This is a genomic window from Bacteroidota bacterium (genome assembly GCA_023957335.1).
Taxonomy (GTDB): Bacteria; Bacteroidota; Bacteroidia; order NS11-12g; family UBA955; genus JALOAG01.
Window position 1 is genome coordinate 551,859 of record JAMLHC010000002.1, and the last position, 21,577, is coordinate 573,435.

Consider the following 21,577-nt stretch of genomic DNA (forward strand, 5'->3'; position numbering starts at 1 on the left):
CTAATTTATAATTCGTAATTTTTAACTTTTTTCAATCATTTTCAACATTCCATCTAAAACGGATTTTCCGTCCTTAACAAGATTTGATTTATGTCCTGATAATTTCCATTTCAGCACGGTCATTCTCATTCCTCCAATAATTATGGTGGTCAAGGTAGAAGCTCCAATCAATTTATTGTATAGTCCTTTTTCTTGCCCTTTTACAATATTTGTTTTTACATACTCCTGCATCATATCCATAATCTCAGCCACTTTATTACTCAAATTTTCATCAAAATGAAAAATACTTTCTGCAAAAATGACACTCACAATTGCAGGTTTGTTTGTAAAAGTTTGTAGCTGTGAATTAAAAATTGCTCTTAATTCATCAGCAGTCGTGTCAGTCGGTTTGAAAGAAATAGACTGAATACGGTTTTTCATTTCCGTTTTGAAGTATTCCAATAAGCTTAATAATATTTCAGTTTTACTTTTGAAGTGCCTATACAATGCAGGTTCAGACAAACCGATATCTTCTGCCAATGTTTTAATGGTCAAATTCTGAATACCATATTTAGAAATTCGGTTGGTTGCCGCTTCCATAATCTCAATTTGCCTGTCTGTGAATTCTTGCATACTTTTGTTTTATGTTAGTTAGTATTCACTCACAAAGGTAAAACTAATTTTTAATTGGGCAAATAAAATTCAAAGAAAGTTTTGATTTACTGTTTACACATTCTGTGAGTGGGCAAAAAAACGACTCTTTTGGTTTACGCACAACTCTATATTTTTTATTTGTGTTTGTGAATACTTTGTATTTTGCGAAGGGTTGGCTTGTGTGTCGGCAATAAAACTACTCGCATATCTTATTATTTTTAAGCTATGTTCGTGAATCGCTTTACTTATTTGAATTTAAAAAAATGCAGTTGGGAATATGAAAATATAGGCAAGGATAGTTAATACGAATCCGATTCTTTTTTACAGTTACATTATGTTTTGTCAATGCTTTGAAATTCAAATTTCAGGTTGCTTGTTCAATGTTTAGAATGTCATCGTATCATTGGCTATACCTAAAATTGATTTTTATGAGTGAAACTTCACGTAAAGCTATGGCATCTTGGGTTCATATTCTATTTAAGCATGCTAATAAACCATTGTGTTGTGTTTTTATTGCACAAAGCCCTTGTTCATTCAGGTTAGTTAATGACAATAAAAAAAGCCACTTCAAAACTGAAATGGCTTTTTAAGAAGAGTTGTTTTAATATTATTCGGTTGCAGAAGTGTCAGCAGAAGTAGTTTCCTTCTTGCCTTTGCAACACTCTTTTTTCTTCATATCCTTTTTACAACAAGCCTTGTCGCCATCCATTTTCATATCTTTTTTGCAACAAGATTTGCCTTCCATTCCGGTATTGCCACAATTGTGTTCGCAATTTCCTTTTTCACAATTTTCCATGCCTTCGCATTTGCAAGAATCACATTTTTCTTTCATGCAGCAGTCTTTTTTCATGTCATGGCAATCCATATTGTGTCCGCCTTCTTTATCCATACACATTTCCATTTTGCCTTTGTCTTTGCAACAAGCCCCCCCCATCATTTCAGCAGAATTTCCATTGTTGAGATGAGGTGCAATCACCAGCGCCACGATAGACATAAGTTTTATCAAGATGTTCATAGAAGGTCCTGAAGTGTCTTTGAAAGGGTCACCTACTGTATCACCTGTAACAGAAGCTTTGTGAGGTTCAGACTTTTTGTAGAAAGTCTCGCCATTGATTTCAACTCCTTTTTCAAAAGATTTTTTGGCATTGTCCCACGCACCACCGGCATTGTTTTGGAAAATACCCATCAACACACCGGAAACAGTAACGCCTGCCAATAACCCCCCTAAAACTTCGGGTCCAAAAGCAAAACCAACTAATACGGGCGTAATCAACGCAATCGCACCGGGTGCAATCATTTCTCTGATGGATGCTTTGGTAGAAATTTGAACGCATTTCTCATACTCAGGACGAGCTTCATATTCCATTATACCTTTGATTTCTTTAAACTGTCTACGCACTTCATTCACCATATCCATGGCAGCGCGACCCACAGCAGCAATAGCCAATGAAGAGAAAATAAATGGAATCATCGCACCAACAAACAAGCCGGCAAGCACTTTTGCTTTAAAGATATCAATGCTTTCGATGCCCGCCACACCCACAAATGCTGCGAATAATGCCAGCGAAGTCAATGCTGCAGAAGCAATGGCAAAACCTTTACCGGTTGCAGCAGTAGTATTACCCACAGCATCCAAATTGTCTGTTCTGCCTCTGACTTCTTCCGGAAGTTGGTTCATTTCAGCAATACCACCCGCATTGTCTGCAATGGGACCGAAAGCATCAATTGCAAGTTGCATGGCAGTGGTAGCCATCATTCCTGCAGCGGCAATAGCAACGCCATATAATCCTGCGAATTCATAAGAACCATATATACCGGCAGCCAACACAATGATTGGAATAACGGTTGATTCCATACCTACAGAAAGCCCTCCGATAATATTGGTTGCGTGTCCTGTAGCTGATTGTTTGATGATTGAATTAACAGGACGCTTACCTATTGCGGTATAATATTCAGTCACTATACTCATCAATGCACCGACAACCAAACCTAAAAGAATAGAATAATATACATCCATTGCACTGAATTCATATCCTCTGATTTGCATAGTTTCAGGCAATAACATTTTGACAGCAAAGAAAGAAGCGATACCGGTCAAGATAATCGCAGACCAGTTTCCAATATTCAATGCTTTTTGTACACTGTCATTCTCATTTTTAACTTTGACAAAGAATGTTCCCACTATAGAGAATATTAATCCCATACCTGCGATTACCATTGGCAAAAGGATTGGGGCAATACCCCCGAAATTATCAAAAGATTCAATCTCACGTCCTAAAACCATAGTGGCAAGAATAGTAGCCACATAAGAGCCAAAAAGGTCTGCGCCCATCCCGGCCACATCTCCCACGTTGTCTCCCACGTTATCAGCAATGGTAGCGGGGTTTCTTACGTCATCTTCAGGAATACCGGCTTCCACTTTTCCCACAAGGTCAGCACCTACGTCAGCAGCTTTTGTGTATATTCCTCCGCCTACACGAGCAAAAAGAGCGATGGACTCGGCACCCAATGAAAAGCCGGCTAATACTTCCAATGCTTTTTCCATTTCGATGCCATTCACATCACCTCCGGTATTGATAACAAAAATATTATAGAAAATAATAAATATTGACCCCATTCCTAATACAGCCAAGCCTGCAACCCCAAGTCCCATCACTGTGCCACCTGTAAAAGATACCTTCAATGCCTTGGCAAGACTGGATTTTGCCGCTTCTGTTGTGCGCACATTGGCTTTGGTCGCAACGTTCATGCCTATATACCCTGCTAATGCGGATAAGAATGCACCCACTATAAATGAAATGGCAATAACGGGGCTGGATGTTTCTACTAATGTTCCGCTCCATGCTAATAAAATAGCTGCAATAATGACAAAATAGGAAAGTACTTTCCATTCTGCTTTTAAGAAAGCCATGGCGCCTTTGGCAATATAACCTGCCAATTCTTGCATCTTTTCATCTCCTGCATTTTGTTTGTTGATCCATGCAGATTTAATAGCCATCACCAATAAGCCGATTAAACCCAAAAACGGAATACAATAAATCAATAAATCGTTCATAATTATTTAAATTTTGCTTTAAAAATTGAGGGTGCGAAAATACATTTTTTTCTTGTCTGTCAATTGAGAATTTAAGAATAGATTTGCCATTCTTTTATGTTACACCAGATTTTAGATTTTTTTCTGCACTTAGACAAGTATCTTGGGGCGATGATAAACGAATATGGAGTGTGGATCTACGCTATTTTATTCCTGATTATTTTTGTTGAAACCGGTTTGGTTATCATGCCTTTTTTGCCGGGTGATTCACTTTTGTTTGCAGCAGGATTGTTTGCAGCTCAAGATAATATTCTTAATATTTGGATTTTACTGATTTTGCTGTTTGCGGCAGCTGTCTTGGGAGACTCTGTCAATTATTTGATAGGGAAATATGCAGGACAGAAGGTGCTGAATTGGAAGCTCAAAGGTAAACCGCTTATCAAGCCTCAATATATGGAGAAAACACACCAATTTTATGATAAGCATGGTGCCAAAACAATTGTTATAGCTCGTTTTGTGCCAATTGTGCGCACATTTGCACCTTTTGTAGCGGGTATTGGCGAGATGCATTATAATAAGTTTATAACGTATAATATTGTGGGTGGGGCAGTTTGGATATTGTCGCTCACTTTAGCCGGCTTTTTCTTTGGCAATTACGCATGGGTGCAGCATAATTTTGAGAAGGTGATTTTTGGAATTATTCTTGTTTCAATACTCCCAATCCTAATTGAGATTGTTAAGTCTAAATGGAAAAAGAGTTAGGATTAATAGGCTTACCACTCTCTCATTCATTCTCTCCAAATTGGTTTGAAAATCATTTTGTTCAAAACCAAATCAAGAATTTCAAATACCGTCTTTTTCCACTTGAAAGGATAGAGGATTTGCCTGCGCTTATCAAGCAAAACCCCGATTTGCAAGGGCTTAATGTAACGATTCCTTATAAAAAAACAGTGCTGCCTTTTTTGGATGAATTATCGCACGAAGTACAGGCAATTGGAGCAGCTAATTGCATTAAAATTCTACGTGATGGAACTAATGTCAGGACTAAGGGTTATAACACAGATATAATAGGGTTTGCCAAAAGCCTCATACCTCTTTTACAGGCTCAACATAACCAAGCATTAGTTTTTGGTTCAGGAGGGGCAGCACAAGCTGTTCTATATGTGCTAAATGAGCTATCAATCGAAGCCCGAGTTGTTAGTAGGCGCGCAGATACAAACAGTATTTCCTATGCAGAACTTAACCCAAATTTGTTGAAGACTTTCAAGCTATGGATAAATACAACTCCGGTGGGTATGTATCCTAATGTTGACAAGGTTTTGCCCATAGCTTATGAACATTGTTCCCCGCAGCACCTGGTTTATGATTTAATTTATAACCCACATGATACTTCTTTTCTGAAAGCATGTAAGATGCGTGGAGCAATCATAAAAAACGGGTATGAAATGCTGGAAATTCAAGCCGAAGAATCAGCAAAAATATTTGGAATTTGATACTTGACACACTATTTGTTTGGCAATCAATACGCACGGCCAAACAAAACCCTTTGTGTCGAAGGTTGTCCGGTTAATATACACTTACCTGCTTCCTTCGGATTGTTCAAGGGGGGGGGCAGCGGATAGTTGCTTTTGTTTTTTTCTTTGATTGCAAGTTCGGTTGCGGAAGTTCCGTCCCAGTGTGCAGAAACAAAACCGGGATTCTCATCTAATGCTTTTTCAAATTCTTCCCAAGTATCCACAACATGGATATGAGCATCTCTGTAATCTTTGGTAATACATAAAAAATAAACTTTGAATGGGTAATATTATTCATACATTGTATGCAAATAATAGCTGTTTCTCAATCTTAATTTTAGAATTATTTGTTGTTTCTATGTTGCAAATACGTTTAATTTGTTTTTTATTAATAATACAACCTTAAATGTACAGCACAATGAATAAAAGAATTGTTACTTTAGCATCAGTCCTTGCGGTATTCACAACCGCTTTTGGACAAGTAAGAGTGGGAACAGTACCCAATCAAGGAGATGTAATCGTGGGGGATATATGGGCTACAACACCCACCTTAGAGTTTAATGTATTCGGCAGAATGCATATCACCCACAATCACCGTATGAACTCCCCGAATTTCATCAATGGTTTGACAGGGGTGAACTTTGACATCAAAACTCCGACAGGCACAACAGGATATAATGACGGCACAACACCTCAGAATCCTATTATGCGCCCCCAATGGAGTAACTATTACTATTTGGGGGATTATAACTATTACTTTAAAGAAGTGCACGGACACGATTTGTATCACCACAATGGAGGCAAAACACTTCTAATCTCTGACAGAAGATTAAAAGAGAATATTCAACCGCTCATGTCGGTTATTGATAAAATTCTGAATATTAAAACCTATACCTACGACTATATATATAATGCCAACCCAGACCTGCCTGATGATGTGAATGAATTTGCAAGACAAAGAAGTAAGAATCACACGGGTATAATGGCACAAGATATATTGACGGATTTTCCTGACTTGGTGCGATACAGAGAGGACAAGGATGTCTATGCAGTTGATTATACAGGCTTTATCCCCTATTTGATTAAAGCCATGCAGGAACAGAATGAGCAGATAGCGGGTTTGCAAGCGACTATCATGGCTCTCACAAGAGGAGTTACTGATATTGGCTCGTTCGGCACTACACTCTTTGGCGCAAAGAACAAACAGACAGGCTCCGCCCTCCAAGCCACCGACCCCATATCCATAAAGCAGGAAATAAAGGTGTCCTACACTTTGGCGGAAGGAGCGACAAACGCCCTGCTGATAGTGTATGACCTCAACGGAAGACAACTTTTTAAAATAGACCATATTAGCGGCACACATACAACACTTCCCAAGAGCAAGCTGACAGCAGGAATGTATTATTACACGCTGATTGCGGACGGAAAAGAAGTCGATACTCACAAGTTGATAGTGTTAGATTAACTTTGGGTTAAACAAATAATCCATGCCATGAAAATTATCAACAAATACAACTCTCTGCTGCCTCTCTTACTCGCTCTGTTGCTCTCCCTAAGTCAATGCCGCTGCAAGGACGAAAAGAAGCCCTGCCAAGACCCGACAAATATCAACTGCGAGAACTACGACCCATGCTATGGGAAGATTGTAACCGCAGACTTTACCATAAGACAATGGAACGGATGGTATATAGACCCTAAAGCAATGCAACCTGAAGATTATGATACGATATTGCTGCATGGTATCAGGCTGCACCCCAAAATCAATGTTCCTACTAATGTTTTTGGAAGATAGGCACAGACGATCGAATATTTACAGAAGGCGAGTTAAAAATGTTATTTTCGGAGTATATAAACAACCCCGGCAATATAGACCCAAACAATCCTAACTACTATAAGCCCATTCCTATCACCCTGACAGTAAAAACACCAGGGTGGCAGAAGTGCGTAGCTCCGAAGGACACCGTTTTGCAGCACACAAGAAACCTTGTATTTGTGAGTGCAAAAAGACCCAACCCCATACTTGGAAAATTTGTTGGTATATCGGATTTCGACAACAAGGAAAGAGAGATAGAAATTGTTCAATATTCTATTGATAGCATTGTTTCGCCTTATTCTGCGAGAACTGCATTTATAAATTTTCCAAACTTGGATAATAAAGACTCAATCATATTAAGGGCATACCCAACGCTCATACTTAAGAGCTTTAAATACTTGTGGACGGACGGAGGATATACGTACGTTTATGATAATATGACTAATACTGAACCTTATGACGGTTTAAATATGTTCAAAATACGTACAGACCATGTTGAGGGAGAGCAGGATTACATCAAAATTGAGTATAGGTATGTTACCAAACAAAACCAATACAAAGAATATACATTTTCGGGAAGAAGGAAAAATTAAAACAGCAACATGAAAAGAATAGTATCCATTATAGCAATGCTTTCCGCTCTATCAGTAGCAGAAAATCTCCATGCCCAATGCACGGACTGCGAAGTAAAAGGGATAAACACCGACCCAAGGGGCAGCAATGCCCAAAACTGCGAAGATGCCAACAAGATAAATCAATTCTATTGGTTCAACAGTCAGATAAATGCTTTTTATTTCTACGCAGGCGGTAACATCACAGGGAATCTTAACAGCCCCTTTTGGGCTGTCGGTTCGCAGCCTATTATAGGTGCTCATGCGGGGCAAACGGGCAGCGACTTCTACCCCGAAGACGGGTGGGAGCTGCTCAAGTTTGACAACGGCTATCTGGCGGACAACACCACCCAAAGAAGCACTGCCAAATCCATGATTTACTTGTGTTACTACAACAAACACAGAGGGCTAATGCGCTTTTTTGGTATGATGCCGGTTTATATCAGATTATCAATACGCACGGGCAAACAATACCCTTTGTGTTGAAGGTTGTCCGGTTAATATGCACTTACCAACTTCGTTCGGATTGTTCAAGGGGATGCAACGGATAGTTGCTTTGGTTTTTTCTTTGATTGCAAGTTCAGTTGCAGTAGTTCCGTCCCAGTGTGCAGAAACAAAACCGGGATTTTCATCCAAAGCTTTTTCAAATTCTTCCCAAGTGTCCACAACATGGATATGAGCATCTCTGTAATCTTTGGCAATATTGAAAAGACTTTGTTGTATTTCGGATAAAAGTTTTTTGATTGTGTCCTCCAAGCCGTCTTGCGAAACAGTTTCTTTTTGTTTGATATCTCTGCGTGCAAGTTCTGCAGTGTGATTTTCCATATCACGCGGACCCATTGCCACACGAAGCGGCACTCCTTTGTGTTCCCATTCTGCAAATTTGTATCCGGGTTTGAACGTATCGCGGTCATCCACTTTGCAGCGAATGTCTGCCTTATCCAAGGTGGATTTTAGTATATTCAGGCGGCTCACAATCATTTTTCTTTCTTCGTCTGTTTTGTATATTGGCACTAACACCACCTGTATGGGTGCAACATTAGGAGGCAAAACCAAGCCCTCGTCATCGCTGTGTGCCATGATGAGTGCGCCAATCAGTCTGGTTGATACGCCCCAAGAGCTTGCCCACACATAATCCAATTTGCCTTCTTTGCTCTGAAATTTTACGTCAAATGCTTTGGCAAAGTTTTGACCTAAGAAATGCGAAGTTCCCATCTGGAGTGCTTTCCCGTCCTGCATGAGTCCTTCTATGCAATAGGTGTCAATGGCTCCGGCAAAGCGCTCATTGGCGGTTTTAACGCCTCTGATAACCGGTACGCCCAAGAAATTCTCTGCAAAATCAGCATACACTTCCAACATACGTTTGGCTTCTTCTTCGGCTTCTTCTTGGCTTGCATGTGCGGTGTGTCCTTCCTGCCACAGAAATTCGGAGGTTCTCAAAAATAGGCGTGTGCGCATTTCCCAACGCATAACATTTGCCCATTGATTAATCAATAAAGGTAAGTCTCTGTATGATTGAATCCAGTCACGATAAGTATTCCAGATAACAGTTTCGGAAGTGGGACGGATGATAAGTTCTTCTTCAAGTTTAGCTTCAGGGTCAACTATTACACCCTTGCCGTTTTCATCATTTTTTAGTCGGTAATGTGTTACCACCGCACATTCTTTAGCAAAACCTTCTACATGGTCAGCCTCTTTGGAAAGAAATGATTTTGGAATCAGGAGCGGAAAATAAGCATTCACATGTCCTGTGTCTTTGAACATTTTGTCGAGCTTTTGTTGCATCCTTTCCCATATTGAATAGCCATAAGGTTTAATCACCATACAGCCCTTGACTGCAGAATGTTCTGCCATGTCAGCGTCTTTTACAAGGTTGTTATACCATGCTGAATAATCGTCACTTCGCTTAATTTTTTCGAACCCCATTTCTTTTTGGCACTTTTATTGTGTAACTTTGTGTTGTAATTAATCGGGTGCAAAGTTAACCAAACTGCAACACCCTCAAAAAACTAAGATTATGAAAAAAACTTCAGCTTTTCTTATGCTCGCATTTGTTTCATCTTTGGCTCTGACATTGGGTTCATGCGGATTGTCAAACAAAGCGTTGTCTCAATATGATGACATGTACTATTCGCCTTCTGCTGCTCACAAACAAGCGCTCTTGGATGATAAGAAAAAGAAACAAGAACAAGAAGAATATCAAACTAATAATGTTTCTGACAATAATTCAGATAAGTCACTACAAAATCAATCAAATTATAACCCGCAAGGCAATACCAACAATAACTATAACGGCAATACCACCGTTAATAATTATTATGGCAATGATTCACGCATGAATTATGGTGGATACTTTAACAGATTTGGGGTAGGTTATTATGGCGCATACACTCCCGGATTAGGTATGATGTACAATCCGTACAGTGCCGGATCGAGTTTTTGGACAGGATATGGTTCAATGGGTATGGGATATGGTATGGGCTATAATAATCCTTTTTATTATGGCATGGGCTACGGATACAATCCTTATGCTATGTATAACCCCTATTATATGTACAATCCCTATTCTTACGGTTATTACGGAGACCCTTATTCCGCAGGATATACGAATGGATATATGCATGGAAGTTCTTACGGTTCATGGGGTAAAGGTGGCACAACAGTTTCCAATCCTAACCCTCAGACAAAAAGAGAGGATTATGGCACAAATCAATCACCCATAAACAGGAATAGAAGCACGCCCTCTTACGGCACACCGAATAATTCCGGTTCAAATTCCGGTTATGATCCCAATTCCAGAAGTTCAAACTCCGGTAGTTCCGGTCAAACACCGGTTTATAATACCCCTTCTAGAACTAGCAATCAACCCAGTTCAGGTCAAACACCGAGTTACAATACTCCATCTAGAACTAGCAATCAGCCGAGTTCAGGAAATTCCGGCTCCACCCCATCTTACAATGCACCCCGAAGTTCAAGTAATTATGGAGGTAGCAGTAGTGGTTCTTCCGGTAGCTCAAGTAATAGCGGGTCTTCTTCAAGTGGAGGTTCAAGAGGCGGAAGAAGATAATTTGAAATTAGGATAATATTGATTGGATTTAAGAATGAAAGTAATTAAGACAGGATTGTTGATTAGTTTCTTGTCTGTGACAGGAATCTTATATGCTCAAAATGAATTAGATGCTCTAAACTATTCCAAATCAAGACCTTTTGGAACCGGTTTGGCGCTTGCAACATCAGGCGCTTTGGGTTCGGTGGGTGCAGATATGGGTTCTTATGCAATCAACCCTGCCGGCTTAGGGTTCTATCGCAAAAATGAATTTAATATTTCGATGGGTTTGCTCAACCCAAACACAAAATCTGAGTATTTAGGCTATTTTATGTCTGATAATCTGTTTGGACTTACCTTGCCCAATGTTTCCTATGTTTATACCAAATTGTTGCATGAAAAAGGAAAAGAAAAGGACGATGAACTGGTAAGTTATAACTTTGCTTTTCAGGTAAACCGATATAACAACTTTTATAACAAGACTTTTTATCAAGGCAAAAATTATCAAAGTTCGTTTATGGACATGATTTGGGAGAGGGCACAAGGGATAAAGTCAGTAAATGAATTGGGTTCACTCGCTTGGGTGGCATATCAAACATATTTATTGGACCCCAATGATTCTATACCGGGTAAATGGGGAATTAGGATGGCAGATAAAAGAAGCTCCGGTCAAACCGGAATAATTGAAACCAGAGGAGGTATGTATGATTGGAATTTTGGAGGAAGTTTTAATTATGGAAATGTTCTGTATGGAGGGATAAGCCTGCATTACAGCAAATTAAAAAAGACTGAGGTGAATACTTTCAGAGAAGATAACAACTACTTTGATGAAGGATTTAAAAATCTGACCTTTGTGCAGAACATTAAATCAGATGGAAGCGGATATGGCATCAAAGCCGGTTTTATATTCAGACCTGTGGAGTCTTTCAGATTGGGTTTTAGTTTTCAATCGCCCGAGAAAATTTCCATAACAGACAAGTATTATTATGAGATGACCTCCACTTTTGATCCTTCATTTTCGGGAGCACCTCCTACCTTGATTAATGTGCAAAGAGACCCTGAAATAAACACGAGCACTATTGCGAATGAAGATGATGACAAATATCCTTTTTCTTATTATGTGAGAACCCCGTCCCGTATGAACTATAGTGCATCTTATGTTACGGGAAATTTTGGGTTCATTTCGCTCGATGTAGAAAGGGTGAACTATGCCAGCATCAGTATGGGGTCAGAATTTGACAATTACTTAAATGAAAACACCTTTATCAAATCCGATTTCAGATCTACCTATAATATTAGATTCGGGGCAGAGGTCTTGGCAGGCAAAGATATAAGACTCAGAGCCGGTGTTGCCCATTATGAAAGTCCTTATAGACCGGAAATCTCAGAACTTAAAAATGATTATTCTGAATGGAGTTTTTCTGCCGGTTTCGGAATTATTAAGAAAACCTATGGATTTGATTTAGGGTTTATGCAATCTCGCTATCGTGACCAATACGTTCCTTATATGTCCGCAGAGCCTTATCCATCTTCCAATGTGGTGAGAAAATTCGGCAATTTTGCAATGACTGCCTCATTGATTTTCTATATCGACCCCGATTAAAAAAAATACATTGTATCGTAAAAAAACACTTCTACCTTTGTTCCTCCAATAATAGAACTTAGGTATGAAAAAACAATTACTTTTTGTTAGTAGCTCGCTTACTTTCTTTCTGATTTTTATTTGTTCCAACGCTTTTGGGCAGGGTGGCATTAGAGAAAGAGCGGTGCCTGCCCATGCTACCGTTACAGAGAATCCGCCAAAGATTAAAGTAACTTGGGACACAACGGGCTTTATAGTTTCCACCCAAATTTATCGCAAGACAAAAAGTGAAGCGTCATTTTCTCAAACCCCGATTGCCGTTGTTACCGCACCTGCTAACAGCTACACTGACGAAGATGTTTTAGTTGGGATTCAATATGATTATGTGTTTGTACAACAAACCACATTTACTGTTAATAATTCTGCCGTTACTTTTGCGTGGGGCGAGGTTTCAGCCGGAATCAAAATAGGGATTGAACCATTCAAAGGCAAGTTGTTGCTTGTTGTAGATACAGCCATTCAAAATCAGCTTTCAGCCAAAGTTGACCGTTTTGTTAGTGACTTGACCGAAGATGGGTGGGTTGTCTCCGTTACAGACAAAACAAACAGTGATTCTGTTCCAAGCATTAAAGCTAAAATCAGAAATTGGTATAATCAAGATGCCCAAAATGCAAAAGCCTTGATTCTATTAGGAGATATACCCGTTCCTTATTCAGGAAATTTCGGTTCCTTTGATGTAAATTCTCCTCCTGACGGACACGTTCCGGACCATAATGGTGCTTGGGTTGCAGATGTGTACTATGGAATAATGAACGAATCTGCTTTTACGGATTATGCCGAAAATATTGGTGGGACAAGAGAAGCAAATAAAAACAGACCGGATGATGGAAAATTTGACCAGAGTTTTATCCCCGACAATGTAGATTTACAAGTAGGTAGAATTGATATGTCCAATCTGGATGCTGTAGGACTGGATTATATTGGCAGAACAGAAAGATACTTAGACAAAGACCATGCATATAGAAATAAGGATTTTGTTGTGCCTCGCAGGTATATTTTCGAAGACAGGTTGGCACTCTTAGGTTCGGAAGCACCCGGTAGATTACACTTTTTTCAACGTGGGGCATTTGAAAAAGACAGCATGAAACAAATCTCAAACGTATTCTTCACAACGGTAAAAAGCACACCGTGTTTATGGTCAGGAGTTACTACTACCGCAGGATATACCTCTCTGAGCGGCATAGGTTCTGTAAATGAATTTAAGGATACAGTTTATTCGGTGTTCTCAAACTATTTTGGCTCTTATTTTGGTGATTGGGACAACAACAACAATTTTTTGAAAGGCTCTATTGCCGGACCGGGCTACACATTGACCTCTGTGTGGGATGGGCGCCCAATCTATCATTTCTGTCAGATGGCATTAGGAGAAAACATAGGATTTAGTATCAAACAAACTCAACAAAACCAGTTGACCAATAATAACATGGCTTTTTACCCCGGAGTATTTCAAAAAGGTATGTACCTAAGTTTGCTTGGTGACCCTACTTTGCGCCTTCATACTGTTTATCCTATCAGTAATCTCAATGCTGTTACAACTAACAACAACAAAGAGGTGAAACTCACTTGGAACGCTTCTTCCGAACAAGACATAGAAGGCTATAAGGTATATAGAAGCGGCAAAGTAGAAGGACCTTATTATCCCATCTCTTATGGCATAGTAACAGAAACCACTTTTGTCGATGCCCATCCCCTTGGAGGAGATAATTATTATATGGTTAGAACAGTCAAAATGGAAACTACTCCCAGCGGTACTTATTACAATGAGAGTCAAGGAAGACGAGTGGTAGCAAATGATGTGGATGGAACAGGGGTGCTGGTATCTGTGAAGCAGACAGATGTCCTTGCGAATGTGAACCTATTTCCTAACCCTTCAAACGGAGAGATAAATTTTAGCTTGGGAAATGTCAATACCCCAATCGCTGTAACTATGACCAATGTACAAGGTAAAGAACTTGCAACTTTCACAATAGACCAACAAAACAACACGGCAAACTTTGCTCATCTCCCTTCAGGCGTTTATTTTCTGCGCATGCAAGCCGGAGAAAAGGTGCGGATAATCAGATGGATTAAGTTAAGATAGGAGGAGTATGAAGTATGTTTAAATGAGTTATATTTGCATTTATGGATATGCTAAAAATAGGTGAAAACATAAGAATTGTCCGAACTTTAAAGGGGTATTCTCAAGAAGTGATGAAAAAGTTATTATTAAGCATAGTTACTTTACTTTTTAGTGTTCAACTTTGTTCTGCTCAGTCTTATGCGAAGTTGGACACTGTTATATATGCTGAAAATATTCCTTTTAATGTGAAGATGCCACTAAATTCAAAAAGTAGTGTGTTTTCAAAGGTTATAGATAATCATTTATTTGTGGCTTTTATTCATAAAGGCAAACTACAGTTTGAAGACTACGATTTGAGCACAGATAATCTTTCAAGAAAGTCTTATGAAATTAAACTATCAAGGAAAAATAATGTGCCTTATATTTTTGATTTTCATGTGGATTATGAAAGTGGAGAAGCCTTTGTTTTGACGACAAACGACAGAATGTTAAAATTGTCACTGACTGATGGCAAACTTGTTTATAGTATGAAAGTTTCAAGGTTTAACTATGTTTTTGCGGATAAAGATTTCTTATATTTGGGTAGATATTATAATTATAAAAATATTCAGAATCAGGGTTTAATAGCAAAGTATTCCAAAGATGGGGATTTGTTGGATTCAATTGCTTTTAATATTCCTTTTCCTGAATTTACACAATGCAATCAAAATAAATTAATGACTTTCAATGGACAAACTTTTGCTGTTCCTCTTTTTGATGGATATAATATTTTATTGATTGATAAAGATTTCAAAACGCTGAATACTTTTACACTAAACAAAGAAAATTGGGTAGCTCCTTCGCATGAAAAAAAGGAGATAGTGAGTAATGATAATAATATTTCTTTCACTTTGCTTGAGGAAGTAAATAATAGTGTGTCGAGGATATCAGGAATTGATTTTTTAGATAATAACAACTTGCTTGTTCGCTATTTCCAAAATGAAGATTCAGAACGAGATAGCTATATAGATATACTTTCGTTTGACAAAGGAAATCTCAAACTCAAAAAAGGCTCTATATTAGAATATCCCAATAAAATACAAAGTGATGTTCATCTAAAAGAAACTCATGTTCTTTTAGATATTGACTCAGACTACAATTACTATTCAAAAGGAATAATTCAAATCCGAGCAGAATTGCCGGTGGAAATAAATAGCACCACCACTTATATGGAATATCAAAATTCTCTACAAGAAAAATCGAAAACAGAAAACCCTTCTTGGGGTATTTGGTTTTTTAGTTTTAATTAAATAATAATTAATCTGAAATCTTGCTTTTGAACTCATGAAAGAAGCAAAATTTACATTGTACAGATGTGTTATTGATATAACTCTGTAAAAGAATATTAAACGTGCATGCTTTTGATATTTCCCTATCTCTTGATGTGAGTTGACGTATCAACTCTAATAATGGACTAAACCCAATAAAGTATCAGTGAGTACCTGATTCATTAGGGCTACCTTTGCCCCTAAATAATAAATAAAATAAATAAAATGAAATCAATAACACAAACCAAACACAAGCAAGCTGTTTATTACTTGCTTTCAAAAGTATTGAATCATACGCAAAAGAGTCTGATTCTATTAGCAGTTGTCTTCTTTGTAGCTCAAACATCGACAGCACAAACATTAAATTTTATTGAAATAAAAAACCCCTTTAATGGTGTTACGCAAGGGGCAGTTACTATGTTGGATTTCGACTTAGATGGAGACTTAGACATTTTAATCACTGGAAATGGTTCCGGAAAGGCTTTGTCTGAGCTTTATGAAAATGATGGCAAAGGTGGTTATTCTCTCGTAAAACTATCATTAACAGCGTTTTCACAAAGTGCAGTAGCCATTGCAGACGTTAACGGAGATAAATACCCGGATATTTTTATTATGGGACAAACACCATTAGGGAAAAACCCAGTAAATCAACTATATCTTAGTGATGGCAAAGGAGGATATGGATTAGCCAAAACTTCTTTTCCGGGACTGCGCGAAGGAACAATTACCTTGGGAGATTTAGATGGGGATAAGAATTTAGATGTTCTGTTTACCGGTACCGATGGTAGCAATCCCGTTACAGATTTATACATGGGGGATGGCAAAGGCGGATTTAGCCAAGTAAAACAATCTATACAAGCAGTTAAAAATAGTTCCGTAGCTTTTGCAGATATTGACGGTGATGGTGATTTGGACATTTTAATCGCAGGTAACGATGGAAAACAAAGTGTAGTTAATTTGTATTCTAATGATGGGTTTAAGTCCCCTGTTTTATCTACTACATTACTAAAATCATCTTTGCCCGTATTAGACTATTGTAAAGTTGATTTTGGAGACTATAATGGAGATAAGTATCTTGATATTTTAATCGCAGGATTAGATAACAGTACCGGTTCCATTGTTACACAAATTTTTGAAAATGATGGTAAAGGCGGTTTTTCGCAAGCAAAGACTAAATTTAATGGTGTTGCAGTTGGATTCGCCAAATTTATTGATATTGACTTAGATGGTGATTTAGATGTTATCATAAGCGGAAAATCAACAATGTCAGTTATCACAGAACTATATATCAACGATGGTAAAGGCGGTTTTTCATTATTGAAAACTCCTTTTGAAGCTGTTGCAGAAAGTGATGTTGCCTTTGGTGATATTAACGGAGATAAAAAATTGGATGTAGCTTTAATCGGGGGTGGTAGTTCAGGAGCAGTTGCCAAACTATATATTAATGGTGATTGCGACATTGTTCCTGATAAAATCACATTAGATAACATAGACGTAGATTGTGGAACAGCATCTTTGCTTGCACCTACAGCTACTTCTAACTGTTATGGTTCAATTAAAGGAACACATAATGCAAAACTCCCTTTTACTGCCCAAGGACCTGTAATTGTTACTTGGACTTATGATGACGGTAACGGAAAAAAAATAACACAAGACCAAAAGGTTAATGTTACCAGCCTTAGTGCACCCAAACCAAACGTAGTAAAACTGCCTGATGTAGTAGCAGAGTGTGAAGTTACTTCGCTTACAGAACCCACAGCAACCTCAAACTGTTATGGTGTAATAAAAGGAACACACAATGTTACTCTCCCATTAACTTCTCAAGGAACAGTAAAAGTTACGTGGACTTATGATGATAATAATGGAGGCAAAACAACCCAAGAACAAACGATTATTATCAAAGATATTAGTGCACCCCAACCTGACGTTAAGGAGTTGGATGCTATTACCGCACAATGTCAAGTAAGCTCAATTCCTGCACCAACGGCTACTGACAAATGCAATGGACCTATAGTTGGAACTACTACGACTACTTTCCCTATTACAGCCCAAGGAGCAAATTTGGTAACATGGACTTATGATGATGGTCGCGGAAATATTTCTACCCAAGCTCAATACGTAATTATTTCAGATACGATTGCACCCATTGCAGACATTGCAAAACTTTCAACTATCAATGCAGAATGTGAAGTAAAGTCAATAACTCCTCCTACTGCCACTGATAATTGTGAAGGTAAAATTATTGGAACTTCTAACGTTCAGTTTCCTTTAACAGCGCAAGGAACTAAAATTATTACTTGGACTTATGACGATGGAAATGGAAATACATCAACTCAAACACAAGAGGTAATTATTAAAGACAACACCGCTCCGGTACTTGATGTACCATCTCTTGCTGATTTTCATGCAGAATGTCAAGTAAAAAGTCTGCCTACCCCGACAGCAAGTGATAATTGTGCCGGAACAATTTATGGTGTTGCAGACGTTGGATTCCCTATCACAGCTCAAGGAACAACCATTGTTACATGGACGTTTAATGATGGGAATGGAAATATTATAACTCAAAAACAGAATGTTATTGTAAAAGATAAAACTGCACCCGTTCCATTACTTAATAACTTAGATGATGTGTTGGCAGAATGTGCTGTATCGAGTTTGGAAGTGCCTGTAGCTATAGATAATTGTGCAAAATATATTAATGGAACTACCAATACTACCTTCCCGATTACAGCACAAGGAACTACTGTTGTAACCTGGTCATTTGATGATGGCAATGGTAATATATCTACACAAACCCAAAAAGTCATTATTCAGGATAAAACCGCTCCAACTCTGAACAACCCTAAATTAAATAGCATTGTAACTGAATGTGAAGTAAAATCTTTGCCGGTACCTACAGCAAAAGATAATTGTGCAGGAACTATTACCGGTACAACAACTACACAATTTCCGATTACAGCTGCCGGAACTACAGTAGTAACCTGGTCGTTTGATGATGGCAATGGCAACATTACAACCCAAACCCAAGTTGTTACCATTAACCCGATAGTGGTAAGCATAACCCAAGAAGGTGCTATGCTTACTGCAAATACAGCAGGTAACTATTCTTACCAATGGTTGGATTGTGACAAGGGGAATACACCGATTGATGGTGCAACCAATTATTTTTACCAAGCTACCCAAATAGGTAATTATGCAGTGAAAGTAACTTCAAAAGAAGGATGTAGCATTGTGTCAAATTGTGTTTCCGTAGGAACATTAAGTGTACAACAAAATGCGCTTACTCATCAAACTACAATTTTCCCTAATCCAACAACAGGTGAAGTAACAATTAACACTTCGAACAATTATGATAATGGTGTGATTGAGGTTTATTCTGCTTTTGGTCAATTAGTTTATAAAGCTAATTTTTCAGGAAATAATGCCGTTATTAATCTTGAATCTAAACCGATAGGTGTTTATTTTGTTAGAATAAACAATACTGTGGTTACGCAAGTTATCAAAATGTAGTTTTCCAAATCTATTCACAATAAGAAGGCTGTCCGAAATTTTCGGACAGCCTTCTTTTTTATATCAACTCTACATTTATTCTTGAGCATTATTACAAAGTAATTTTTGTTGTTTAAAGCAGTATTAATGTATGATTTATATCTCAATCAAAGCAAAAACAAAAAGGCTGTTCTCATTGTGGGGATAAGTGTTTGAGTCCTTAAAAACTCTCTCGGTTACTTTTGCACACCAATTAAAGGAGCTTGGCATGGATTTAAGAGTAATCAAAAGAGCCTATTTTTTAGGTATTGGGGGGATTGGTATGAGCGCCATAGCCCGCTATTTGCTCCAACAAGGGATTGCTATCTTTGGTTATGACAAGGTACGTTCACCTTTGTGTATGGAGTTGGAGAACGAAGGGATGACCATACATTATCAGGATGACAGTACACAAATTCCAATCGAATTTGTCAACCTGTCACAAGAGAGCATTTGTATCTGGACTCCGGCTTTGCCAACTGATTTTGGTGAAATCGTTTTTCTCAAATCTAATGGAATTCGATTGTACAAACGTGCAGAAGTATTGGGCATGATTTCACATCATACCTTTACAATTGCCATTGCCGGCACACACGGCAAAACCACTACAACCACGCTCGTTACCAAAGCACTTTCCGCTTATCAAATCAATTTTACGGCTTTCTTAGGCGGCATCAGTGCTGACTTTGGCAGCAATTATATTGCTTTCAAAAACCACCGAGAATTGTTGCCTAAGCCTATCATGATTGTTGAAGCGGATGAGTTTGACCATTCATTTTTGCAGTTGCATCCAAATATTGCCGTGATAACATCCACAGATGCAGACCACTTGGATATTTACGGGGCCGCAGATGGTTTCAGAAAAGGATTTGAAGATTTTGTTAAATGTATTGAAGAACAAGGTGTGTTGATTCAAAAATATGGTTTGGATTTGCCGGTTACATCAAAAATTATTTCTAAAACCTATGGTAGGCATGAGGAGGCAGATTATCAATATTTCAACCCATTGTATCAAAACGACAATTTCGCTTTTGATTGGAAAAGTAAGTCTGCACAACTGCATGTAGTATTGGGTGTAGGTGGAGAACATAATGCCGAAAATGCTACCGCTGTCTTAGGTGTAATCGACTCTTTAGGTTTGGATGTGAGTCTTGCTGCCAAGAGTATGGCAGGGTTTAAGGGTGTGAAAAGACGTTTTGAAAAACTGTATGAAACCCCCACGCACATTGTAATTGACGACTATGCACATCACCCCACAGAACTAAAAGCGATTATCAATTCAGTCAAAAAAACATACCCAAACCATAAGCTAACCGGAGTTTTTCAGCCACATTTATTCTCACGTACAAGAGATTTTTTGGATGGATTTGTAGAGAGTTTGAATATGCTTGATGAATGTTGGTTGATGGATATCTATCCTGCACGCGAAAAACCTATTGAAGGAATAACCAGCCAAGCCATTGCAGGCAAACTTGATAACTGTGCCGGTGTTTTTACCTCGGAACAAATTTATCAGAGAATAAAAACTAATCCGCCTGCGCTATTTTTGATTATGGGTGCGGGCGATATTGACCGAATTACGATACCAGTAAAGAAATTGTATGAAGAACTTTTTGCCACTGCTTAAAAAATGGATACTACCCGCAACGGGGCTACTGTTACTACTCATCGTAACAGTATGGGCAACGGTAAAACAAAAACAAGTTGTTTGTACTGAAGTGGTGATTGATCTTGAACCTCGTGAAGGAACCTATTTTTTGACAAATGAACATGTGTTGGACATTGCTTCAAATACGGTGAGTTCCAACGATTTGATAGGGAAAAGCATACAACAGTTGAATACCTTTCGTATGCTCTCCAATTTGCGTACAAGCCCTTATGTCGAAAAGGCTAATGTGTATATGGGAAATGACGGCAAATTAGTGATTGATGTAAAACAGCGTGAACCTTTATTCAGGGTGATTAATCAACAGGGTGAAAGTTATTATGTAGAAAAAAATGGATTGAAGATTCCTACCGTTCCCAATTACGCAGTCAGAGTGCCTGTATTGACCGGTGATGTAAGTGAAGGAGCAAATGATTCAAACCATGTTCACACAGAAGTTTTGCAGGGAGCACTTGCCATTTTTACCTATATAAACTCCGAACCATTCTGGAAAGCTCAAATTGAACAGGCTTATGTAGATAAAAATCAAGGCTTTTTATTGATTCCACAAGTGGGAAATCATACCATTGTTGTTGGAAAACCGGAGCATATTGAAATTAAATTTGAAAAGCTTAAACTATTTTATAATCAGGCACTTAGTAAAAAAAATTGGGATGATTACAGCGTGATAGATTTGAGTTTTGAAGGTCAAGTTGTAGCAAAAAGAAGAAAATAAAACAAGAAC

At 38.3% G+C, this 21,577-nt stretch carries 17 protein-coding genes; 13 read left to right on the plus strand and 4 right to left on the minus strand.

Features of this window, described 5'->3' with window-relative positions:
* Window positions 1–21: 21 nt before the first annotated feature.
* Together M9892_05880 and M9892_05885 are read right to left on the minus strand one after the other, a co-directional pair.
* Window positions 22–612, minus strand: coding sequence for a TetR/AcrR family transcriptional regulator (locus M9892_05880; GenBank protein ID MCO5253877.1), 591 nt, complete (start codon window positions 610–612; stop codon window positions 22–24).
* Window positions 613–1,240: 628 nt separating this feature from the next.
* Entirely contained in the window at window positions 1,241–3,688 is a 2,448-nt protein-coding gene (locus M9892_05885; GenBank protein MCO5253878.1) for a sodium-translocating pyrophosphatase, read from the minus strand.
* Window positions 3,689–3,784: 96 nt separating this feature from the next.
* Between M9892_05885 and M9892_05890 the strand changes: the two genes are divergently transcribed.
* Both M9892_05890 and M9892_05895 read left to right on the plus strand, forming a co-directional pair.
* Complete coding sequence (locus tag M9892_05890; protein MCO5253879.1) at window positions 3,785–4,429, plus strand: DedA family protein; 645 nt, start codon at window positions 3,785–3,787, stop codon at window positions 4,427–4,429.
* Complete coding sequence (locus tag M9892_05895) at window positions 4,414–5,160, plus strand: shikimate dehydrogenase (protein ID MCO5253880.1); 747 nt, start codon at window positions 4,414–4,416, stop codon at window positions 5,158–5,160. Before M9892_05890 ends, M9892_05895 begins: the two co-directional genes overlap by 16 nt.
* Window positions 5,161–5,186: 26 nt before the next feature.
* Here M9892_05895 and M9892_05900 read toward each other — a convergent pair whose 3' ends face one another.
* Window positions 5,187–5,405 (minus strand): hypothetical protein, encoded by a 219-nt coding sequence (locus tag M9892_05900; protein ID MCO5253881.1) that lies wholly within the window; start codon window positions 5,403–5,405, stop codon window positions 5,187–5,189.
* Window positions 5,406–5,599: 194 nt separating this feature from the next.
* On the opposite strand from M9892_05900, the gene M9892_05905 reads away from it, so the two are divergent.
* From M9892_05905 to M9892_05920, 4 genes are read left to right on the plus strand one after another with little or no spacing between them, the layout of a single operon-like run.
* On the plus strand, window positions 5,600–6,646 hold the full coding sequence (locus M9892_05905) for a tail fiber domain-containing protein (GenBank protein ID MCO5253882.1): 1,047 nt from the start codon (window positions 5,600–5,602) through the stop codon (window positions 6,644–6,646).
* A 27-nt stretch (window positions 6,647–6,673) separates the two neighbouring features.
* On the plus strand, window positions 6,674–6,973 hold the full coding sequence (locus M9892_05910) for a hypothetical protein (GenBank protein MCO5253883.1): 300 nt from the start codon (window positions 6,674–6,676) through the stop codon (window positions 6,971–6,973).
* Between the two features lie 38 nt (window positions 6,974–7,011).
* Complete coding sequence (locus M9892_05915) at window positions 7,012–7,587, plus strand: hypothetical protein (protein ID MCO5253884.1); 576 nt, start codon at window positions 7,012–7,014, stop codon at window positions 7,585–7,587.
* A gap of 9 nt (window positions 7,588–7,596) precedes the next feature.
* A complete protein-coding gene (locus tag M9892_05920; GenBank protein MCO5253885.1) occupies window positions 7,597–8,091 on the plus strand; it encodes a hypothetical protein in 495 nt (164 codons plus the stop codon).
* Here M9892_05920 and proS read toward each other — a convergent pair.
* Entirely contained in the window at window positions 8,056–9,531 is a 1,476-nt protein-coding gene (proS, locus tag M9892_05925; GenBank protein ID MCO5253886.1) for a proline--tRNA ligase, read from the minus strand. The two genes, M9892_05920 and proS, sit on opposite strands and share 36 nt — an antisense overlap.
* Window positions 9,532–9,622: 91 nt before the next feature.
* On the opposite strand from proS, the gene M9892_05930 reads away from it, so the two are divergent.
* The 7 genes from M9892_05930 (at window position 9,623) to M9892_05960 (ending at window position 21,568) form a co-directional block, all read left to right on the plus strand.
* Window positions 9,623–10,672 (plus strand): hypothetical protein, encoded by a 1,050-nt coding sequence (locus M9892_05930; GenBank protein ID MCO5253887.1) that lies wholly within the window; start codon window positions 9,623–9,625, stop codon window positions 10,670–10,672.
* 34 nt (window positions 10,673–10,706) lie between these two features.
* On the plus strand, window positions 10,707–12,254 hold the full coding sequence (locus M9892_05935; GenBank protein ID MCO5253888.1) for an outer membrane protein transport protein: 1,548 nt from the start codon (window positions 10,707–10,709) through the stop codon (window positions 12,252–12,254).
* Window positions 12,255–12,318: 64 nt separating this feature from the next.
* Window positions 12,319–14,373, plus strand: a complete 2,055-nt coding sequence (locus M9892_05940) for a T9SS type A sorting domain-containing protein (protein ID MCO5253889.1) — start codon at window positions 12,319–12,321, stop codon at window positions 14,371–14,373.
* 41 nt (window positions 14,374–14,414) lie between these two features.
* Window positions 14,415–15,641 (plus strand): hypothetical protein, encoded by a 1,227-nt coding sequence (locus M9892_05945; GenBank protein ID MCO5253890.1) that lies wholly within the window; start codon window positions 14,415–14,417, stop codon window positions 15,639–15,641.
* A 243-nt stretch (window positions 15,642–15,884) separates the two neighbouring features.
* The gene (locus tag M9892_05950) at window positions 15,885–19,169 is read left to right on the plus strand and encodes a T9SS type A sorting domain-containing protein (GenBank protein ID MCO5253891.1); all 3,285 of its coding nucleotides are present in this window, start codon (window positions 15,885–15,887) and stop codon (window positions 19,167–19,169) included.
* A 247-nt stretch (window positions 19,170–19,416) separates the two neighbouring features.
* Window positions 19,417–20,814 (plus strand): UDP-N-acetylmuramate--L-alanine ligase, encoded by a 1,398-nt coding sequence (gene murC / locus M9892_05955; protein ID MCO5253892.1) that lies wholly within the window; start codon window positions 19,417–19,419, stop codon window positions 20,812–20,814.
* The gene (locus M9892_05960) at window positions 20,789–21,568 is read left to right on the plus strand and encodes a hypothetical protein (protein MCO5253893.1); all 780 of its coding nucleotides are present in this window, start codon (window positions 20,789–20,791) and stop codon (window positions 21,566–21,568) included. The genes murC and M9892_05960 overlap by 26 nt, the downstream gene beginning before the upstream one ends.
* The last annotated feature ends 9 nt before the right edge of the window (window positions 21,569–21,577 follow it).